Genomic DNA, 17,863 nt, shown 5'->3' with positions numbered 1-17,863 from the left:
GCTCGGATGGTGCCGGCTTCAGTTCACTCCCACTCGATAGTAGCCGGCGGCTTGGATGAAATATCGTAAACCACCCGATTGATCCCGGCGACCTCGTTGATGATCCGGGTGGAGATGCGTCCCAGCACTTCATAGGGTATATGCGCCCAGTCTGCGGTCATGCCATCCGCCGACTCCACCGCGCGCAGGGCGACGGTTTCATCATAGGTCCGCGCGTCGCCCATCACGCCGACACTGCGCACCGGCAGCAATACCGCAAAAGCCTGCCAGAGACGACCATACAATCCGGCATCACGGATCTCTTCCATGACGATACGGTCGGCACGGCGCAGGACTTCGAGGCGATGTTCATCAACCGCCCCCAGACAGCGGATGGCCAAACCAGGCCCCGGGAAGGGCTGACGCCGGATCACTTCTTCGGGCATGCCCAGCTCACGGCCGAGTTCACGTACTTCGTCCTTGAACAGCTCACGCAAAGGCTCCACCAGTTGCAAGCGCATGCGCTCCGGCAAGCCACCCACGTTATGGTGAGACTTGATGGTCGCGCTGGGACCCTTAAACGAGATGGACTCGATCACGTCAGGATAAAGGGTACCCTGCGCCAGGAAATCGGCGCCTTCCAGATGCTTCGACTCTTCCTCAAAAATCTCGATGAACAGATTACCGATGGCCTTGCGCTTCTTTTCGGGATCGGTGACATCCGCCAGTACATCCAGAAAACGCTGCCGGGCATCCACCACCTGCAGGGGAATCTGAAAGTAATTGCGAAAGACCGTCGCCACCTTCTCCGCTTCCCCAAAGCGCAACAGCCCGTTATCCACAAAAATACAGGTAAGCTGGTCGCCGATGGCGCGATGAATGAGCACCACCGCCACGGCCGAATCCACCCCGCCGGAAAGCGCGGCGATGACCCGGCCCTTGCCCACCTGGGCACGGATCGTCGCCACTGCCGTGTCCACATAAGAGTGCATGGTCCAGTCGCCAGTGCAGCCGCATACGCCGCGCACGAAGGCCGTGAGCATCTCCGCGCCGCGGGGGGTATGGGCGACCTCCAGATGGAACTGCACACCATAAAAGTTGCGTGCAGAGTCGCCAATGGCCGCCAGCGGTGAATTGGCGCTGCTGGCCAGCACCCGGAAACCATCGGGCATGGATTCTATCCGGTCGCCGTGACTCATCCAGACTTCTTCGGCAGCGCCTGCCGCTCCAAAGGGTAGAAACGGTCCGATCGCTTCCTTTATCTGAAGGTGCGCGCGGCCGTATTCCCGATGCTCCGCCTTGCCTACCCGCCCACCCAGTAACTGGGCCATCAACTGCAGGCCGTAACAAATACCGAGGACTGGCAAGCCCATGGCAAACAGGGCAGGATCAACGGATGGGGCATCGACATCGTGCACCGACGATGGCCCTCCGGACAGAATGATCCCCTTGGGCCGCCAAGCCCATATCTCCGCCAGCGCCATATTGTAGGGGTGAATTTCGCAATAGACGTGCGCTTCGCGCACCCGCCGCGCAATAAGCTGGGTGAACTGCGAACCAAAATCGAGAATCAGGATACGTTCTTGCATGGTTCACTCCACCCGGTAATTGGGCGCTTCTTTGGTGATATTCACGTCGTGGACATGGCTCTCACGCACGCCCGCCTGGGTAATCTTGATGAAGCGGGCACGGCTGCGCAGGGCCGACAAATCTTCTGCCCCCAGGTAGCCCATGCTGGAGCGCAAGCCACCGAGGAGCTGGTGAATCACCTGCCCGGCCGGTCCCTTATAGGGTACCCGGCCTTCCACGCCTTCGGGCACCAGCTTGGGGGCCTCCGGACTGGCATCCTGAAAATAGCGGTCGGCAGACCCCTGCTGCATGGCCCCCAGCGAGCCCATGCCACGATACGCCTTGTAGGAACGGCCCTGATAGAGTTCGATTTCGCCCGGCGCTTCGTCGGTACCCGCAAGCAGGCCACCGACCATGACCGCATGCGCCCCCGCGGCCAAGGCCTTGGCGAAGTCTCCGGAATAGCGGATGCCGCCGTCGGCAATGAGCGATACGCCCGTACCCGCCAGCGCGTTCGCCACATTACTGATGGCCGTGACCTGTGGCACACCTACCCCGGCAACAATACGCGTCGTACAGATGGAGCCCGGTCCGATACCCACCTTGACGGCATCAGCGCCCGCGTCCACCAGCGCCAGGGCGGCCTCTCCAGTAGCGATGTTGCCGCCGATCACATCCACATCCGGAAATTGATTCTTCACCCAGCGTACCCGGTCAAGCACACCCTGGCTGTGGCCATGGGCCGTATCGACGATAATGACATCGACCCCCGCCTCCGCCAGCGCCTGTACCCGCGCGTCGGTACCGTCGCCGACGCCTACCGCCGCGCCCACCAGCAGGCGGCCTTGCCCATCACGACAGGCCAGCGGGTGTTCGGTAGCTTTTCGGATATCCTTGACCGTAATCAGCCCGCGCAATTCGAAGCGGTCATTCACCACCAGGATTTTTTCAATGCGATGCTGGTGCAGCAATGCCTTGGTGACATCCAGACTGGTCCCTTCCGGCACCGTGACCAGTCGTTCCCTGGGCGTCATGACACTGCTCACCGGGGCATCCATGCGTGTTTCAAAGCGCAGATCGCGGTGCGTCACAATGCCCTCCAGACGCTCCCCATCCACGACGGGCACGCCGGAAATTCCATGCACGGCCATCACCTGCAACACTTCGCGAATGCTCACATCGGCGCGGGTGGTAATGGGGTCTTTGATAACGCCAGACTCAAACTTTTTGACTCGCCGCACCAAAGCGGCCTGCTGGTCCGGAGACATATTCTTGTGAATGATGCCGATCCCGCCCTCTTGCGCAAGTCCGATGGCCATGGCAGCTTCGGTTACCGTATCCATCGCGGCCGAGAGCAGCGGAATGTTCAGCCGGATGCGTCGGCTGAGTTGGGTCGCGATCTGCACATCACGGGGGAGCACCGCCGAATGGGCGGGAACGAGGAGCACATCGTCAAAGGTGAGGGCTTCGCCGATCAGTTGCATAGTGATTCACCTAACAAGAAAGGGGCCGGGCCATTGCGTCCCAGCCCCATGGTTCAAGGCATTCCGCACTATACCGAAGCGGATATGAATTTTCCAGTCTCGTTTGACGTGGCGGACGCACTCTTGTAATTTTCTGCGATGACTCCATCATCTCCACGACCGGACCCGCAACACAGCATCGTGACTGCCTCCATCATCGTCCCATGCCACAACGAATCCGGGAGTCTCCAGACTCTCTACACCCGTGTCCGTGCCGTCATGGACGAAGCGGGCGAGCCGTGGGAGATGATTTGCATCAATGACGGCAGCGGAGATGATACACTATTGCAGTTGATTGCCCTGCATCACCAGGATCGTCGGGTCAGAGTTATTGATTTATCCAGGAATTTTGGCAAGGAAGCGGCGCTCACCGCCGGGCTCGATGCCGCACTGGGAGAAGCCGCCATTCCGCTGGATGCTGACCTGCAAGACCCGCCCGAACTGATTCCCGAGCTTCTTGCCCGATGGCGGGAGGGGTTTGATGTGGTGAACGCCGTTCGCCTCTCCCGCGAAGGAGAATCATGGCTCAAACGCGCCTCTGCCCATGTCTTTTATCGGATCATCAATCGCATGAGCGACGTGGGGATCCCGCCGGACACGGGTGATTTCCGGCTGTTGTCCCGTCCGGTTCTGGAGGCCCTGCAGGCGCTTCCCGAACGCAGACGATTCATGAAGGGTTTATTTGCCTGGGTCGGTTTTCGCAGCACGAATGTGTACTACCATCGTGCGCCTCGCCATGCGGGAAAAACCACCTGGAGCTATTGGCGGCTATGGAATCTCGCCGTAGAAGGTATTACTTCCTTTAGTCAGGTACCATTACAACTTGCCGCTTATCTGGGTTTTGCGGTTTCGCTGTTGGCCTTTCTTTATGCCGTCTGGCTGGTAATCAGCACCCTGGCGTACGGAAACCCGGTAAAGGGTTATCCATCCATCATGGTTACCCTGTTGTTCCTGGGTGGCGTGCAGCTCATGGCCCTGGGGGTGATCGGTGAGTACCTCGGTCGGATCTATGAGGAAAGTAAGCACAGACCGATTTACCTGGTCAGACAAGTGTGGGGCGGGGAGCATCCCACCCAGGCTGTTCAGCCGCAGGACCATCCCTGAATGGGTTTTCAGGGCGCCGCATCCAATATGCGTTCCGGTATTCAAGGTACCCGCTTTCCAGCAAACACTGCTTTTCCTTAACTTTTCAGGTACACTGTCGCCCAGATTACCGCCTACCAACCCAGAGATCGCCCTTGGTATCCATAAAATCATTTATTACCAAGCAGTTGAACCTGCCCGACAGTGCCGTCGAAATGGCGGCGGCGCCCTCATCGTTATCGTCCGGCATCCCCGGTGCGCGGGTCACACCGCGCAGTCAGCACAACGTATCCCGGCTGCAGATCAGCGACAGCGCCCTGCAAGTGCTCAATGGCCTGCACCGTGCCGGCTTTCAGGCCTATCTGGTGGGCGGCAGTGTCCGCGATCTGCTGCTCGGACGAGAGCCCAAGGATTTCGACGTCGCAACAGATGCGCACCCGGAACAGGTCCGCAAGTTATTTCGCCGCAATGCCCGGCTGATCGGCCGACGGTTCATTCTGGTCCATGTGCAGTTTGGCAACGAGATCATAGAAGTGGCCACCTTCCGCGGCAGTGCGAACGGCAAGGAAGACGAATCCAGCGAGCACAGCGAAACGGGACGCATACTGGCAGACAACGTCTACGGCTCTCTGGAAGAGGACGCGCGGCGCAGGGATTTCACCGCCAACGCGCTCTATTATAATATTGCCGACCGCAGCATTCTGGATTTCTCCACCGGCATGGAAGATTTGCAGGCCGGCCGACTGCGCGTCATCGGTGATCCGGAACAGCGCTACCGGGAAGACCCTGTGCGGATGCTGCGGGCGGTCCGTTTTGCCGCGAAGCTTGGGTTCACTCTGGATGCTGCCGCCCAGGCACCGATAGCTGCCTGCCGGAAACTCCTGCAGGAAGTGCCCTCGGCGCGGTTGTTTGAGGAAACGCTGAAGCTTTTCCTGACCGGCAATGCGCAGACCAGCTTTGAGCACCTGCGCCAGATGGGATTGTTTGCGGCCCTGTTTCCACAGGTGGATGCGCTTCTGGACGACGCACGATACGGCTCCGCCCGCATCCTCCTGCAAGGTGCGTTGCAGGGCACCGATGCGCGGCTGCTCGACGGTAAATCGGTGACGCCCGCGTTTCTCTTTGCCGCGCTGCTCTGGCCTGCCCTGCAGCAGGAACGACAGTTGCTGGAACAACAGGGGAAGCCCGAGACAGTTGCCCTGCAGCAGGCCGCCAGCGGCGTTCTGCAGGAGTGCGCGGGGCGGATCTCTGTTCCCCGCCGCTTCGCCCTGCCCATGCGTGAAATCTGGGACTTACAGGCGCGTTTCATGCGCCGTGGCGGGCGTCGCCCCCATGCGCTGCTAGCCCACCCGCGTTTCCGCGCCGCCTTCGATTTCCTGAACCTGCGCAGCCAGAGCGGAGAAATACCAGCTACTTTGGTAGAATGGTGGGAACAATTCCAGACCGCGGATCATGATGGCCGGCGCGCCCTGATCGAACGTGCCCGCCTCGAAGAAACGGGACAGGAACCCGCGCTGGGACCACTTCCGGCAACTTCGCGGCGCCGCCCTCGGCGGCGACGGCGCAGCAATCATGCGAAACAGGGCGAAACCTCCCAGCCGGGCGGCTCGGACGACGGCCATGACGACGGACGAGCCGGCAACGATTGATCCCGGGCCCGCGTCTCCACTATGGGACGAACCGCGCTGAACTCTCACCAGACCATATCCGGCACCGACAACCCCCCATCCGCTGCACAGATCCACCGGTTGCTGCGGCAGCATTGGGGCGAGGGGCGCCTGCAGCGCCTGTACGACATCGGCAGAACCGCAGCAAGTCTCGGCACGCCGGCCTATCTGGTGGGTGGTTGCGTTCGCGACCTTCTGCAAAACCATCCTGCACCGGACACAGATCTGGCCATAGAGGGGGATGTCCGCGCCGTCGCTGAAGCTTGTACCGCCCAGTTGTCCGGCATGCAATGTACCTATCATCCACAATTTGGTACCGCCATCCTCGAGTACCCCGATGGATTCCGGCTGGATCTGGCGCGTTGCCGCGTCGAGCACTACCCTGCACCCGCCGCGCTGCCGGAAGTACGGCCCGGCGATATCGTCGCGGATCTCGCCCGCCGCGATTTCACCATCAATGCCATGGCCATCTCCCTGGACCCGGGCAGTTTTGGCGGCTTCCTAGACCCCCATGGGGGACGCATGGATCTGCAACACGGCCTGCTGCGCGTGCTGCACCCCCTTTCCTTTGTGGATGACCCCACCCGCATGCTGCGCGGACTGCGTTTTGCCGTGCGTTTTCACCTGCGACTGGAACCTGGTACCCATGTTCTGCTCAAGACGGCGCTGGCCCGGGATATTTTCGCCCGGCTCAGCGGCGCACGTTTATGGCGTGAGCTGAAGTATGTGCTTGAACTAGAGGATCTCGCCGGGGTTTTCGAAAAGTTGGATGCCTGGCAGTTATGGCCTCTGTTGCGTCCGGTACCACCGGAACCGGAGACGCTCCTTGCCAGCATGAAGCGCGGTCGACAGGAGATCACCTGGTTTCACCGCCACTTCCCTGGCGAGAGACTTTTCGATACCGCCGTGTTGCTGACCCTGATCTGGCGGCATATCCCTTGGGCGGAGGCGGAGAAACGCTTACACTGTTGGCCTGTGGCCGACGGTCACCATATTCTGAGGGATCTGCAATTCCTGTCCGAAGTGTCGGCGGCCCTGGCGCAGGCCACTCGCCCCAGTGCGGCGGCGCAATTATGGGCGTCGCTGTCGTTACCCGGCATACTCGCGCTGCTTGCGGAGCATCCGGAAAGCGACGCAGTTGCCGAAAGTGGCCGCCACTATCTGCTGAAGCAGCGTGCGCTGAAATCGCCGCTCAGCGGCCGGGATCTGCAAGCCATGGGCTTGGCGCCCGGCCCTCAACTTGGTAAGGTACTGCGTCGCCTGTACGAAGCCCACCTGGATGGCGAGATCGAAGATAAGGAAACCGCGCGACAATGGCTTATCAGACAAGGCATCCTGCCGTCCATCCAACCGTGATCGCCTGGATCAGTATCGGCAGCAACCTGGACCTGCCCGTGGCGCAGGTGCGACAGGCGCTGGAATCCTTGGCCACCGTACCCGAAAGCACCTTGCTGTGGCATTCCCATCTCTACCAGACGGCACCCGTGGGTGGTGTTCCACAGCCTGCATTTATCAATGCGGTCGCCCGGTTGCAGACGGCGTTACCGGACCGCGATCTCCTCGGCCATCTGCAAATGCTGGAGGCGGCCGCGGGCGGCGCCGCGCCGAGGAAATTTACTGGGGTCCGCGGGTGCTGGACCTCGACCTGCTGAGTTATGGGAACACACACTCGACCGATCCGGAACTCACCCTGCCCCACCCCCGCTGCATGAGAGGGCCTTCGTGCTTGTCCCTCTTGCCGAGTTTGATCCGGAACTGGTCATTCCCGGCTGCGGGCGCATCGCCCGCCACCTGTCCGCAGTGGCCGGTCAATCCGTGATTTGCATACCGGACCATGCCCCAGAGATGGCTGTGTGCCAGAGCCGTTCCGTCCAGGCATGACCAGCCCCCGCATCATCAGCATCGAAGGCCCCATGGGGGCCGGTAAAACCAGCCTTGCCCGGCAGTTGGCCCAGTCCTTGGGCGGACGGATGATCCTCGAAGCACCAGCCCAAAACCCTTTTCTCTCCCGGTTCTACCAGGGTCCGGGCGCCGCGCTGGCGACCGAGTTGCAGTTTTTCATGCAACGCCGGGAGCAGTGGCGGCATCGAGATGACAGCTCCTGGCTCATCAGCGATCACAGCGCCCGCAAAGACGAAATTTTTACCCCTCTCACTCTGGATGCGGAAGAACACCATCTTTTTAATGAGTTGCGCATGGCACTGGATTTTCATCCCGCACCCGCGGATCTGATGATATTCCTGGATGCGCCGCTGGCGGTCCTGATGAAACGCATCCGGGCCCGTGGAGATGCCTACGAACAGGCATTGGCGCCCGATTATCTGGCGCGGGTGCAAGCGGCTTACCGTGCGTGGCAGGCCAATTATGCCCTGCCCCGCATGAATGTCGACTCGGCGCAGGTAGATTTTGTCCACGATCCGCGGCACACTGAGCGACTGATCGACGCCGTCAGGCATCGCCTGAAAGACGCTGAGGAGCAAGATGCATAAGAAAATCGCCCGCTGGGTGCAAGACAAAAAGAGCGGCATCAAACGCGCCGTGGTGACCGCCTATGACTATCCCTTTGCCCGCCTTGCGGCCGAGGCTGGGGTACATGGCATATTGGTGGGCGACTCTCTCGGCATGGTGGTCGGCGGCGGCAGTGATACCCTCGGCGTTACTCTGGAGCAGATGGCTTATCACACCGGGATGGTGGTTCGAGGAGCGGGTGACTGTCTGGTATTTGCCGACCTGCCCTTTGGAAGCTATGAAAAAGGACCGGAGCAGGCCTGGGCTGCGGCGGTAACTCTGCTCCGCGCCGGCGCCGATGTGGTCAAGCTGGAAGGAGGCGCGGAAATGGCCTCCACCGTGGCCTTCTGTACCGAACGTGGCATCAACATCTGCGCCCATATCGGCCTGACTCCCCAACGGGTACGGCAGTGGGGCAGTTTTCAGCGACAGGGCACCGATGCGGACAGTGCACGTCGCTTGCAGGCCGACGCCGGCGCACTGGCGGAAGCGGGTGCCCGCTTCTTGGTTTTGGAAGCGGTCCCCGATGCGCTGGCGGCGAATATTACCCGCGATATCGCCATACCCACGATCGGCATCGGCGCGGGGCCGGATACGGATGCCCAGGTGCTGGTAATACACGACCTGCTGGGACTGGGAACCGAAAGCCCGCCCTTTGCGCGGCGCTACATCGAGGGCGGACGGATCATGCGGGACGCCTTGGCCGAATATGTGCGGGAAGTGGGCAACAGCGAGTTCCCGCCGCGCCGAAAACGTTAATATGGCGATATTCAAGGATATTGCCGGTTTGCGCCAGTGGCGTCAGAGTCTGCATGGCACCTTGGCCCTCGTACCCACCATGGGCAACCTGCACGAAGGCCACCTCGCGCTGGTGCGGCTGGCTGCCAACCGTGCCGAACATGTGTTGGTCAGCATCTACGTGAATCCGTTGCAGTTTGGACCCGGGGAAGACTTCGCGAACTATCCGCGCACCCTGGATCAGGATCTGCAACGCCTGCATGAGGCCGGTTGCCAGACCGTATTTACCCCGGATGACGGGCTGATGTATCCGCGGGGACGCCAGGATATCAGTATCGTCATGCCGCCGCGCAGCCTCAGCAAGGTGCTTTGCGGCGCCAGCCGCCCCGGTCATTTTGCCGGAGTCTGCACGGTGCTCAGCAAACTGTTGCACATGGTCGCGCCGGAAATACTCATTCTCGGAGAGAAAGACTATCAACAACTGCGCATCGTTCAGCAGATGGTGGCCGATTTGAACCTCAACGTGCAGGTCCTGCCGGGGCCGCTGCAAAGAGAGGCAGACGGGCTCGCCTACAGTTCCCGTAACATTTATCTGAATTTGGCGGAACGGCAGGTAGCCCCGCTTCTCGCAGAAACACTTTTCGACCTCGCCCGGCGCAGTACCAACGACGCAGCGGTGTCTGATCTCGCCGCGACAGGTTGGGAGCGCCTTGAACGGGCGGGTTTCCTGCCGGAATATCTGGAACTGCGCGACGCGCAGACCTTGCAGTCCCTTGCCTTACCACAGCCCGGGGCGCGCTGGTTTGCGGCTGCCCGGCTGGGCCAGATCCGGCTCATTGATAACGTCATCATTTCCTGATGAACCATCGCCTCCGCGAAATTCCTTACAATTACACCTCGTTTTCTGACGCCGAGATTGTGCATCGCCTGCTGGGAGCGGATGCCTGGCGACTGCTGGAAGACCTGCGTGACCGGCGGGTTACCGGACGCTCGGCACGAATGCTTTTTGAAGTGCTGGGCGACCTCTGGGTGGTGCAGCGCAACCCTTATATTCAGGATGACCTGGCGCAGAATCGGCGCCGCCGCCAGGCCTTATGGGATGCCCTGGCTCATCGCCTGAACGACATTGCCGGTCGCGCCGACGGAAATCCGCTGGTGCTCCGTCTACTGGACAGCGCCCGCGCGGCGGTGAGCGGCTTTACGCGGCAATTTGATGAGGACCTGATGCTGCGCAGGAAAGCGGAGCGCCGCCTGCTCCGGATCACCGCAAAGGACAACGTGGACTTCAGCGCCTATGCGCGCGTCTCCCACGTCACCGACGCCTCCGACTGGCGCGTGGAGTTGCCCTTTGTCGTTCTCTACCCCGTTGACGAGCAGGAGGTCCAGCGCTTGGTCTCCGCATGCCGGGAACTCGGATTGTCCATCATCCCGCGCGGTGGTGGTACCGGATATACCGGCGGTGCCGTTCCTCTGCGTCGCCACTGCGCGGTCATCAACACCGAAAAGCTGGAGCAGATTTCAGCGGTGGAAAAGGTTATACCACCCGGCCTGAACAGTGCCGTCCACAGTATCTTCGCTGGCGCGGGCGTGGTCACCAAGGTCGTAGCCGACGCGGCCGACGCGGCCGGCCTGGTCTTTGCCGTCGACCCGACATCCCTGGATGCATCTACCATCGGCGGCAATATCGCCATGAATGCGGGGGGCAAGAAGGCGGTACTCTGGGGCACGGCCCTGGACAACCTGCTCTCCTGGCGCATGGTGACCCCCGACGGCAACTGGCTGGAAGTAGAGCGCCTGAATCATAATCTTGGCCGGATTCACGATCAGCCGGAAGTCCGGTTCCGCCTGAACCGCTTCGCGGCTGATGGGCACACGGCGCTGGGAGAGCCGGAAACTCTCATCCTGCCTGGCGCCAGCTTCCGCAAGGCGGGGCTGGGCAAGGATGTTACCGACAAGTTTCTCGGCGGTCTCCCTGGCATCCAGAAGGAAGGCTGTGACGGGATCATCACTTCCGGACGTTTCCTGCTGCATCGGATGCCTGCCCATGTGCGCACGGTCTGTCTGGAATTTTATGGCAGCGATCTGGATGCCGCCGTACCTGCCATCGTCGAAGTAAAATCCTATGTGGAGGGGTTGGAGCATGTCCTGCTCACCGGTCTGGAGCATCTGGATGAGCGCTATCTCAAAGCCATCAAGTACAGTAACAAGGCTCCCCGCCACGAACGCCCGAAAATGCTGCTGCTCGCCGATATCGCCAGTGACGACCCCGGTGCGGCCGGCGCAGCAGCAGCGGCGGTGGTACGTATTGCCAATGCCCGGGGCGGCGAAGGCTTTGTCGCTACCACACCCGAGTCGAGACGCCGGTTCTGGGCCGACCGCAGTCGTACCGCAGCCATTTCCGCCCACACCAACGCTTTCAAAATCAATGAAGATGTGGTCATTCCTCTGGAAAATCTGGCACAGTACAGCCGCGCAATCGAGCGGATCAACATTGAGCAGTCCATCAACAATAAGCTGGCGAGCCTGAGCGCACTGGAGGAATATGTCTCCGGCGATCTGGCCGAAGTCCGCAAGGCCAAGGACTATGAAGACAGCAGCGAGGATCAGGCCATCGTCGACGCCAAGAAGTCCGCTGCCAGGGCACTGATCAGCAATACGCGCGGGCGCTGGCAATCCCTGCTGGAGAATCTGGACATGCCGGCCATGGAGCATCCGGAATTGCTGGATGTCCATATGCTGTCCGCCGTGCACCGAGGCGACACACTGGCGAGCCTCTTGCTGCGCGGTGCCCTGCGGGTCAGCTACCGGGAACATGTGGGCAAACCGTTGGAGGCCCTGTTTGCGGGTGATGCGTTTGCCGCAGTGCGCGGACGTATCCGCGAAATCCACGGGGAGGTACGCCGGACCCGCCTGTTTGTCGCGCTGCACATGCATGCCGGCGATGGCAACATTCACACCAATATTCCGGTGCTTTCCAGTGATTACGCCATGCTCCAGGAAGCCGACCGGGTAGTGGACCGGATCATGGCCATCGCCCTGGGCCTGGGAGGCGTAATCTCCGGCGAGCATGGCATCGGTATCACCAAAATGCGCTGGATGGAGCCGGATAAAATCGCAGCCTTTGCCCACTACAAAGCGCAGGTCGATCCGGACGATCTCTTCAATCCGGGTAAACTGCTGGCCGGTTCCGGGCTGGAAACCGCTTACACGCCTTCACTACAACTGGTGGAGCAGGAAGCTTTGTTGCTGGAAGCCAGCGCGCTGGGCGCCCTGAATCGTGAGATCAAGGACTGCCTGCGCTGCGGCAAGTGCAAGCCGGTCTGCATGACCCATATCCCCCGCGCCAACCTGCTTTATTCGCCGCGCAACAAAATCCTCGCCACCGGCCTGCTCATCGAGGCCTTCCTTTACGAGGAACAGACCCGGCGCGGAGTATCCCAGCAGCATTTTGCAGCCCTCAACGACGTGGCCGACCACTGTACCACATGCCACAAATGTGAGACTCCCTGCCCGGTGGATATCGATTTTGGCAAGGTCTCCATTCAGATGCGCAACATTCTCCGTGCCCGCGGAGAGAAATCATTCAATATGGGCACGCGTCTAGCCATGCTCTACCTCAACACCACGGAACCACGCAGGGTTCATTTAATACGGCAAGGTGTGCTGCAAACCGCCTACAAAGCGCAGGCACTCGCCCACAGAATCTTCAAGCCACTGCTACCCAAGGGACCACCGCCGGCCACCACCGGCAAGGCCGCGTTGCGCGCCGAAGTCATCCACTTCCTGCGCAAACCGCTGCCTGCGGACATGGGCGCGCGGACCATGCGCCAGCTCCTCGCCATCGTCGACGATAAAACCGTCCCCATCATCCGGGACAGCGCCAAAGTGGCGGAGGACAGCGATGCGGTATTCTACTTTCCTGGTTGTGGCAGCGAGCGGCTCTTCAGCGATATCGGCCTGGCTACGCTGGCCATGTTGCATCACGTCGGTGCGCAGACCGTATTGCCACCCGGCTATCTCTGCTGTGGCTATCCGCAGACGGCCGGTGGCCAGGAAGACAAAGGCCAGGAAATCTCGGTGCGCAATCAGGTGCTCTTTCATCGTGTAGCGAACACACTCAACTACCTGGATATCAAGACCGTGATTCTGTCGTGTGGCACCTGCATGGATCAACTTCTGCAGTACCAGTTTCAGCAGATTTTCCCTGGCTGCCGCCTGCTGGACATTCACGAGTACCTGATGGAAAAGGGCGTCGCCCTCGATGGTGTGGAGGGCGTCCAATATCTCTACCACGATCCCTGTCACAGTCCCATGAAAACCCACAAACCCCACGCCGTGGCATCGCAACTGCTCGGGCAGCAGGTGCTGGACTCCGCGCGTTGCTGTGGTGAGGCGGGCACTCTGGCCAGCAGTCGCCCGGACATCGCCACCCAGCTCCGCTTCCGCAAGGAAGAGATCCTCAAGGAGGGCATCCTGCAACTCACCGGCGGCGCACGGGCCGAGGGGGGCAACGTCAGACTGCTCACCAGTTGCCCAGCCTGCCAGCAGGGTCTGGAACGCTACCGTGAAGATACGGGTCTCGACACCGACTACATCGTCGTGGAACTTGCGCGCAAGATACTTGGACCGCAGTGGCAGCAAGGTTTTATCGATGCCGCGCACCAGGGGGGTATCGAGCGGGTTTTACTCTGATGGCTGGCATCCCGTCTCAGTTGCCGCGCGCTGAAGGTGCGAGCCGGTGAAAAACCCCGACCCGAATACGCATCCCGTACAGGCACCCATTGACGGAGTCCTCGACCTGCATACCTTTCGCCCCCAGGAAGTGCCCGACCTGATCCGCGAATATCTTCATGCCTGCCGGATCAGGCATATCACGAAAATCCGTATCATCCACGGTAAGGGCAAAGGCGTGCTGCGCGAAACGGTACATGCCATTCTCCGGCGCGAGCCCGTGGTCCGGGGCTTTCATCTGGCCAATGATCGCAGCAGTTGGGGCGCAACGCTGGTGGATATTTATCCGCCCAATGTCTCCCTGCCACCGCGCCGGCCCCCGGAGGCAAAAGTACACCGGCCGGGGCGGGTGCCGGGCTGGTACCGGCTGCTACACCGCATTTTCGTCAGGCATCGAGGCGGGATATGACTCAGGAAGGCGTGATCAAATTTCAACTGGACTGGCACGCGGGGCCGGTCATCGCCTGCGCACTCCAGGCCACCCTCGGCCATTGGCGCGATGTCCTGCACGCCCATGGACTGATCGGCGCCGACCCCGCCCGCTACGGCGGCATCGGTTTCGGCAACGTGAGCTGTCGTTGCCGCGGCGGTTTTCTGATCACCGCCACTCAGACTGGTCACCTCAGCACCCTGGCTCCGGAGCATTTCTGTCAGGTCACCTACTGGGACATCGTCCACAACCGGATCCGTGCCGAAGGACCACAGCCGCCCTCCTCCGAGGCCCTCAGCCATGCGGCATGTTATGACGCCCATCCTGATATTTGCTGGGTTTTTCATATCCACCATCCGCAGCTCTGGAGACAGGCGGCAGATCTGGGATTCGCGGCCACCCCCCCGGATGCGGAATACGGCACCCCCGCCATGGCCCTGGCCGTATCCGAGCTTGCCGGAAAGGCGCACTTACCTCTGCTCATCCGGATGGCCGGCCACGAAGACGGGCTCATCGCCGCCGGTCACAGCGGCATGGACGCCTGCACCCTGCTATTGAACAAGGTTGCCGAAGCTCAGGCTTCCAGCGCCTTGCGCAGGTAAGTATCCATATCGGTAAGGTTATTCAGAGCCCAGCGCCGGTAATCGTCGGGCAGGTCGGCTATCTTCACACCCTTGTGCTTGCCGAAGGGCATGGTTTCGGGAATCCTGGCACGCTCGCTGAACTCCCACAAATCTTCCCAGGAGTTGGGCCGCACCGAGAGGATGACCTTGTTCAGCAGAATCCGGCAGAACTTCACGTCGGCCAGCGCCGAGTGGGCATTTTTGAGGTTGTCCCGGGTCTTTCTCTTGTCCTTGCTGAAGTGGTACATCAATGCCGACTGGGAATGGCTGTCCACCTCGGGCCAGAGTTTGCGGGTCATGGCATAGGTGCAGATGCGTTTAACGTCGGGCTTGCCGATCACGCCCCAGTCGTAATCTATACTGTGACCGACCAGGTACCCGGTATCTTCGGGCAGGCGAAAACTGCTGGCGGGCGGGCTTTCGAGGAGGTCCTCCTCAAGAATATGGTGAACCGCCATGGCTCCCATCTCGATGGGCTTGGCCGGCCGGTAACGTTGCACGAACTGCTCCTCGACCTCCAGCGTCCGCAGATCGCTTACCGCCAGCCAGGCTGCCTCGATCAGCTCAGGCTCCACCCGACCCGTCGTTTCTGTATCAAAAATCAATGCGCGCATGCAAAACCCCGCCCGGGAACCGGCGAAAAGATGCAGGGTAAATGCCCATCTCCCCTAGGGCAAGCACCCGTGCCTGGGGAACTTTGCTGAAAACGCAGCATCTCATTGTTTGCCCGGCCACTTTGTCCGGGTATTGCTTTTTTCCTCCGGCGTCCCCATTCCTCGGAAAGAGGCGAGAAAACGTAATTTACGTTATGCTAGCGGCGTGATCATTCACAGGAGTCAGACATGAATCAGGACCAGAACCCTTACCAGTTTCCGGACAGCATGAATCCGCCCGGATCGGGCAGCGGCACAGCCATCGGCACGCTGATGGGCAAGACCTATGCGCTGCTTGCGGCCACACTCGTCGTTTCAACCATAGCCTCCATTTACGGCATGCATTCGCCGTTTGCCTATGAACATCCCTTCATCCTGATGATCGGTTCCTTTGCCCTGCTCTTTGCGGTGCAGTACACCGGCGCGCATCGCAGCCCCTTTGCCGTCCCTCTGGTCTTTCTGTTTGCGGGTGGCATGGGCATGATGATGGGTCCGGCCATCGAGATGTATCTGCGGATGCCAGGCGGCGCCTCCATCATCGCCGAAGCCCTGGGTACTACCGCAGCCATGTTTGTCGGACTTTCCGCCTATGCGGTCACCACGCGACGGGATTTCAGCAACATCGGTGGTTTCCTGATCACCGGTCTGGTGCTGGCCATCGTGGTCTCTCTGCTGAACATCTTCCTGCTGCATATCCCCGCGTTGCAACTCGCCATTGCGGGCGTCCTGGTGCTGGTCTTCAGCGGCCTGATCCTTTTTGACACCCAGCGGATGATTCGCGGCGGCATTCAGGAGCCAGTCCTGCTGGTCGTCGGTCTCTATCTGGATATCATCAATCTCTTCATGGCGCTGCTCGAAATCTTCGGCGGCAACCGCAATTGATCCCGGCGTCCTTCCTGCGCCGCGGCGGGAAGGACGATTCTTCCGAAAGCAATGGCACACATCATCCGCCCTGCGGTCATCCCCAGGGGCCGCATCGGCCTTTGCATCCCACCATCGTCGCCAGGGATACTACCTCGCGGTTGAGCAGGGTGGGGCCGCTTCGCTGCTTCCACCAGTTACGCCCCTGTGCTGATACCGCCCTATACCCCGCTGCCCTTTTTCCCCACCGCGTTACGGCATCCGCTCGCCGTGTACAAAGGTCGGATGCTCCCGCGTCAAACAGTCCATAAAACCGCCCACGAGGCGGCCTTCATCAAAGACGGCCTCCTGCAGTTGCCGTCTGCCCTCCTCACCCAGGCGCCGCCGCAACTCCGGCTCCCGCGCCAGCCGGATCAACAGACCTGCCAGGGCAACGGCATCACCCTCGGGAAAGAGAAAACCATTGCGTCCGTCCTGGATCACTTCGCGAATGCCGCCGCTGCCACTGCCCAACACCGGCACCCCGGCGGCCAATCCTTCCACCAGCGCCAGACCCAGCCCCTCGCGCCGCGAGGGTAGGACATTGACATCCATCAGCCCATAGTAGGCCGAGATGTCGTTCTGAAAGCCTAGGAAAATCAGCCACTCAGGACGCGCGCCGTGGGCATGGGCCATGGCGCGCAGGGCTTCGTGGTCTTCCGGATGGGGCGGGCCCAGAAGCAGGACACGATAGGGAAAATCCAGCCGCGACAGGGCTGCGAAAAGCACATCAAAGCCCTTGGGGTGCGCCACCTGGGGATGCCAACCCGGCCAGCGATCGAAACGAGCCACCATGCCGATGCAAAACGGTGCCGGCGAGACATCGAGGCCGAGCACAGCCCGCAGCGCGCTCCGGGCCGGAGAGTCTACCGCGAAGAAAGATGAGAGATCGCGGCCGGCATAGAGGCGGGTGACCCGCGCGGCGGGATAGCCGCTGGCGACGAGACTCTCGGCAATCACCTCGCTGGCGGCCAGCTGATGCGCCACCCAGAGCCGCTGCCAGGGCGCCCAGCGCAGGGCTGGGGGGCGTATGATACAATGACGCATGAACCACAAAGGGGCTTGCAGACCACCCATGGCCTTGGCCGCCAGGGTCAAATGCCGGGCTGGAGAATCATGGGTGAGTACCAGATCAACCCGTTGCGCCGCCCGGCGCAGGGCCCCCAGCGCCGCTGCGCTGAAGGGGGAAAATGACGGGGCAACGGTGACCGCCCGGCCGCGCAGGCGTTCCCGCTGATGGCGCACGAAACCCGCAGGCACGAAGAACTCCACCGCAAAACCCTGCTCGTGCAGGCCATCGGCCAAGGCCAGGGCAACCTGATCCGCCCCGCCACGGCCATCGCCGCCCAAGACCTGCAGAAGCCGAAGCCGCTCGTTACCGGCCCGCTGCGCCGGCCCGGTCGAAGGGAGGGGTGTGGGCATCAAGGAGTGCCGAGCCCGCAGAGCAGCGTCTTTCATG

General features: G+C 61.3%; 14 protein-coding genes and 1 pseudogene. 11 read left to right on the top strand and 4 right to left on the bottom strand.

What is annotated here, in order from left to right; translation table 11 throughout:
* Positions 1 to 23 precede the first annotated feature (23 nt).
* Together guaA and guaB are read right to left on the bottom strand one after the other, a co-directional pair.
* A complete protein-coding gene (guaA, locus tag AFE_RS08245) occupies positions 24 to 1,568 on the bottom strand; it encodes a glutamine-hydrolyzing GMP synthase (RefSeq protein WP_012536751.1) in 1,545 nt (514 codons plus the stop codon).
* Positions 1,569 to 1,571: 3 nt separating this feature from the next.
* The gene (gene guaB, locus AFE_RS08240; RefSeq protein ID WP_012536750.1) at positions 1,572 to 3,032 is read right to left on the bottom strand and encodes an IMP dehydrogenase; all 1,461 of its coding nucleotides are present in this window, start codon (positions 3,030 to 3,032) and stop codon (positions 1,572 to 1,574) included.
* Between the two features lie 180 nt (positions 3,033 to 3,212).
* On the opposite strand from guaB, the gene AFE_RS08235 reads away from it, so the two are divergent.
* The 10 genes and pseudogenes from AFE_RS08235 (at position 3,213) to AFE_RS08190 (ending at position 14,830) form a co-directional block, all read left to right on the top strand.
* Positions 3,213 to 4,175, top strand: coding sequence for a glycosyltransferase family 2 protein (locus tag AFE_RS08235; protein WP_012607230.1), 963 nt, complete (start codon positions 3,213 to 3,215; stop codon positions 4,173 to 4,175).
* Positions 4,176 to 4,309: 134 nt separating this feature from the next.
* Positions 4,310 to 5,803: a polynucleotide adenylyltransferase PcnB gene (gene pcnB / locus AFE_RS08230; RefSeq protein WP_012536748.1), complete on the top strand. Its 1,494-nt coding sequence runs from the start codon at positions 4,310 to 4,312 to the stop codon at positions 5,801 to 5,803.
* Between the two features lie 21 nt (positions 5,804 to 5,824).
* Positions 5,825 to 7,177, top strand: a complete 1,353-nt coding sequence (locus AFE_RS08225) for a CCA tRNA nucleotidyltransferase (protein ID WP_012536747.1) — start codon at positions 5,825 to 5,827, stop codon at positions 7,175 to 7,177.
* Positions 7,135 to 7,640, top strand: a pseudogene (gene folK / locus AFE_RS16795) (2-amino-4-hydroxy-6-hydroxymethyldihydropteridine diphosphokinase). Before AFE_RS08225 ends, folK begins: the two are co-directional and overlap by 43 nt.
* Before the next feature lie 34 nt (positions 7,641 to 7,674).
* Positions 7,675 to 8,310, top strand: a complete 636-nt coding sequence (locus AFE_RS08215) for a deoxynucleoside kinase (RefSeq protein WP_229129794.1) — start codon at positions 7,675 to 7,677, stop codon at positions 8,308 to 8,310.
* The gene (gene panB, locus AFE_RS08210; protein WP_009561698.1) at positions 8,303 to 9,088 is read left to right on the top strand and encodes a 3-methyl-2-oxobutanoate hydroxymethyltransferase; all 786 of its coding nucleotides are present in this window, start codon (positions 8,303 to 8,305) and stop codon (positions 9,086 to 9,088) included. The genes AFE_RS08215 and panB overlap by 8 nt, the downstream gene beginning before the upstream one ends.
* 1 nt (position 9,089) lies before the next feature.
* Positions 9,090 to 9,926 carry a pantoate--beta-alanine ligase gene (gene panC / locus AFE_RS08205; RefSeq protein ID WP_012536744.1) on the top strand — a complete coding sequence of 279 codons (837 nt, stop codon included), beginning with the start codon at positions 9,090 to 9,092 and terminating at the stop codon, positions 9,924 to 9,926.
* Entirely contained in the window at positions 9,926 to 13,759 is a 3,834-nt protein-coding gene (locus AFE_RS08200; protein ID WP_012536743.1) for a DUF3683 domain-containing protein, read from the top strand. The genes panC and AFE_RS08200 overlap by 1 nt, the downstream gene beginning before the upstream one ends.
* Positions 13,760 to 13,805: 46 nt before the next feature.
* The gene (locus AFE_RS08195; RefSeq protein WP_012536742.1) at positions 13,806 to 14,207 is read left to right on the top strand and encodes a Smr/MutS family protein; all 402 of its coding nucleotides are present in this window, start codon (positions 13,806 to 13,808) and stop codon (positions 14,205 to 14,207) included.
* Positions 14,204 to 14,830 carry a class II aldolase/adducin family protein gene (locus tag AFE_RS08190; RefSeq protein ID WP_009566988.1) on the top strand — a complete coding sequence of 209 codons (627 nt, stop codon included), beginning with the start codon at positions 14,204 to 14,206 and terminating at the stop codon, positions 14,828 to 14,830. Before AFE_RS08195 ends, AFE_RS08190 begins: the two co-directional genes overlap by 4 nt.
* On the opposite strand, the gene AFE_RS08185 is transcribed toward AFE_RS08190, so the two are convergent.
* A complete protein-coding gene (locus AFE_RS08185) occupies positions 14,803 to 15,465 on the bottom strand; it encodes a putative quorum-sensing-regulated virulence factor (protein ID WP_012536741.1) in 663 nt (220 codons plus the stop codon). The two genes, AFE_RS08190 and AFE_RS08185, sit on opposite strands and share 28 nt — an antisense overlap.
* Before the next feature lie 228 nt (positions 15,466 to 15,693).
* On the opposite strand from AFE_RS08185, the gene AFE_RS08180 reads away from it, so the two are divergent.
* Entirely contained in the window at positions 15,694 to 16,386 is a 693-nt protein-coding gene (locus AFE_RS08180; RefSeq protein WP_009563706.1) for a Bax inhibitor-1/YccA family protein, read from the top strand.
* A gap of 231 nt (positions 16,387 to 16,617) precedes the next feature.
* On the opposite strand, the gene AFE_RS08175 is transcribed toward AFE_RS08180, so the two are convergent.
* Positions 16,618 to 17,862, bottom strand: coding sequence for a glycosyltransferase family 4 protein (locus tag AFE_RS08175; protein ID WP_009563479.1), 1,245 nt, complete (start codon positions 17,860 to 17,862; stop codon positions 16,618 to 16,620).
* Between the last annotated feature and the right edge of the window lies 1 nt (position 17,863).

The sequence above is a fragment of the Acidithiobacillus ferrooxidans ATCC 23270 genome, from assembly GCF_000021485.1.
Lineage (GTDB): Bacteria > Pseudomonadota > Gammaproteobacteria > Acidithiobacillales > Acidithiobacillaceae > Acidithiobacillus > Acidithiobacillus ferrooxidans.
Note: the sequence above shows the minus strand (reverse complement) of the source record. Positions and strands in the feature narration are given on the sequence as shown.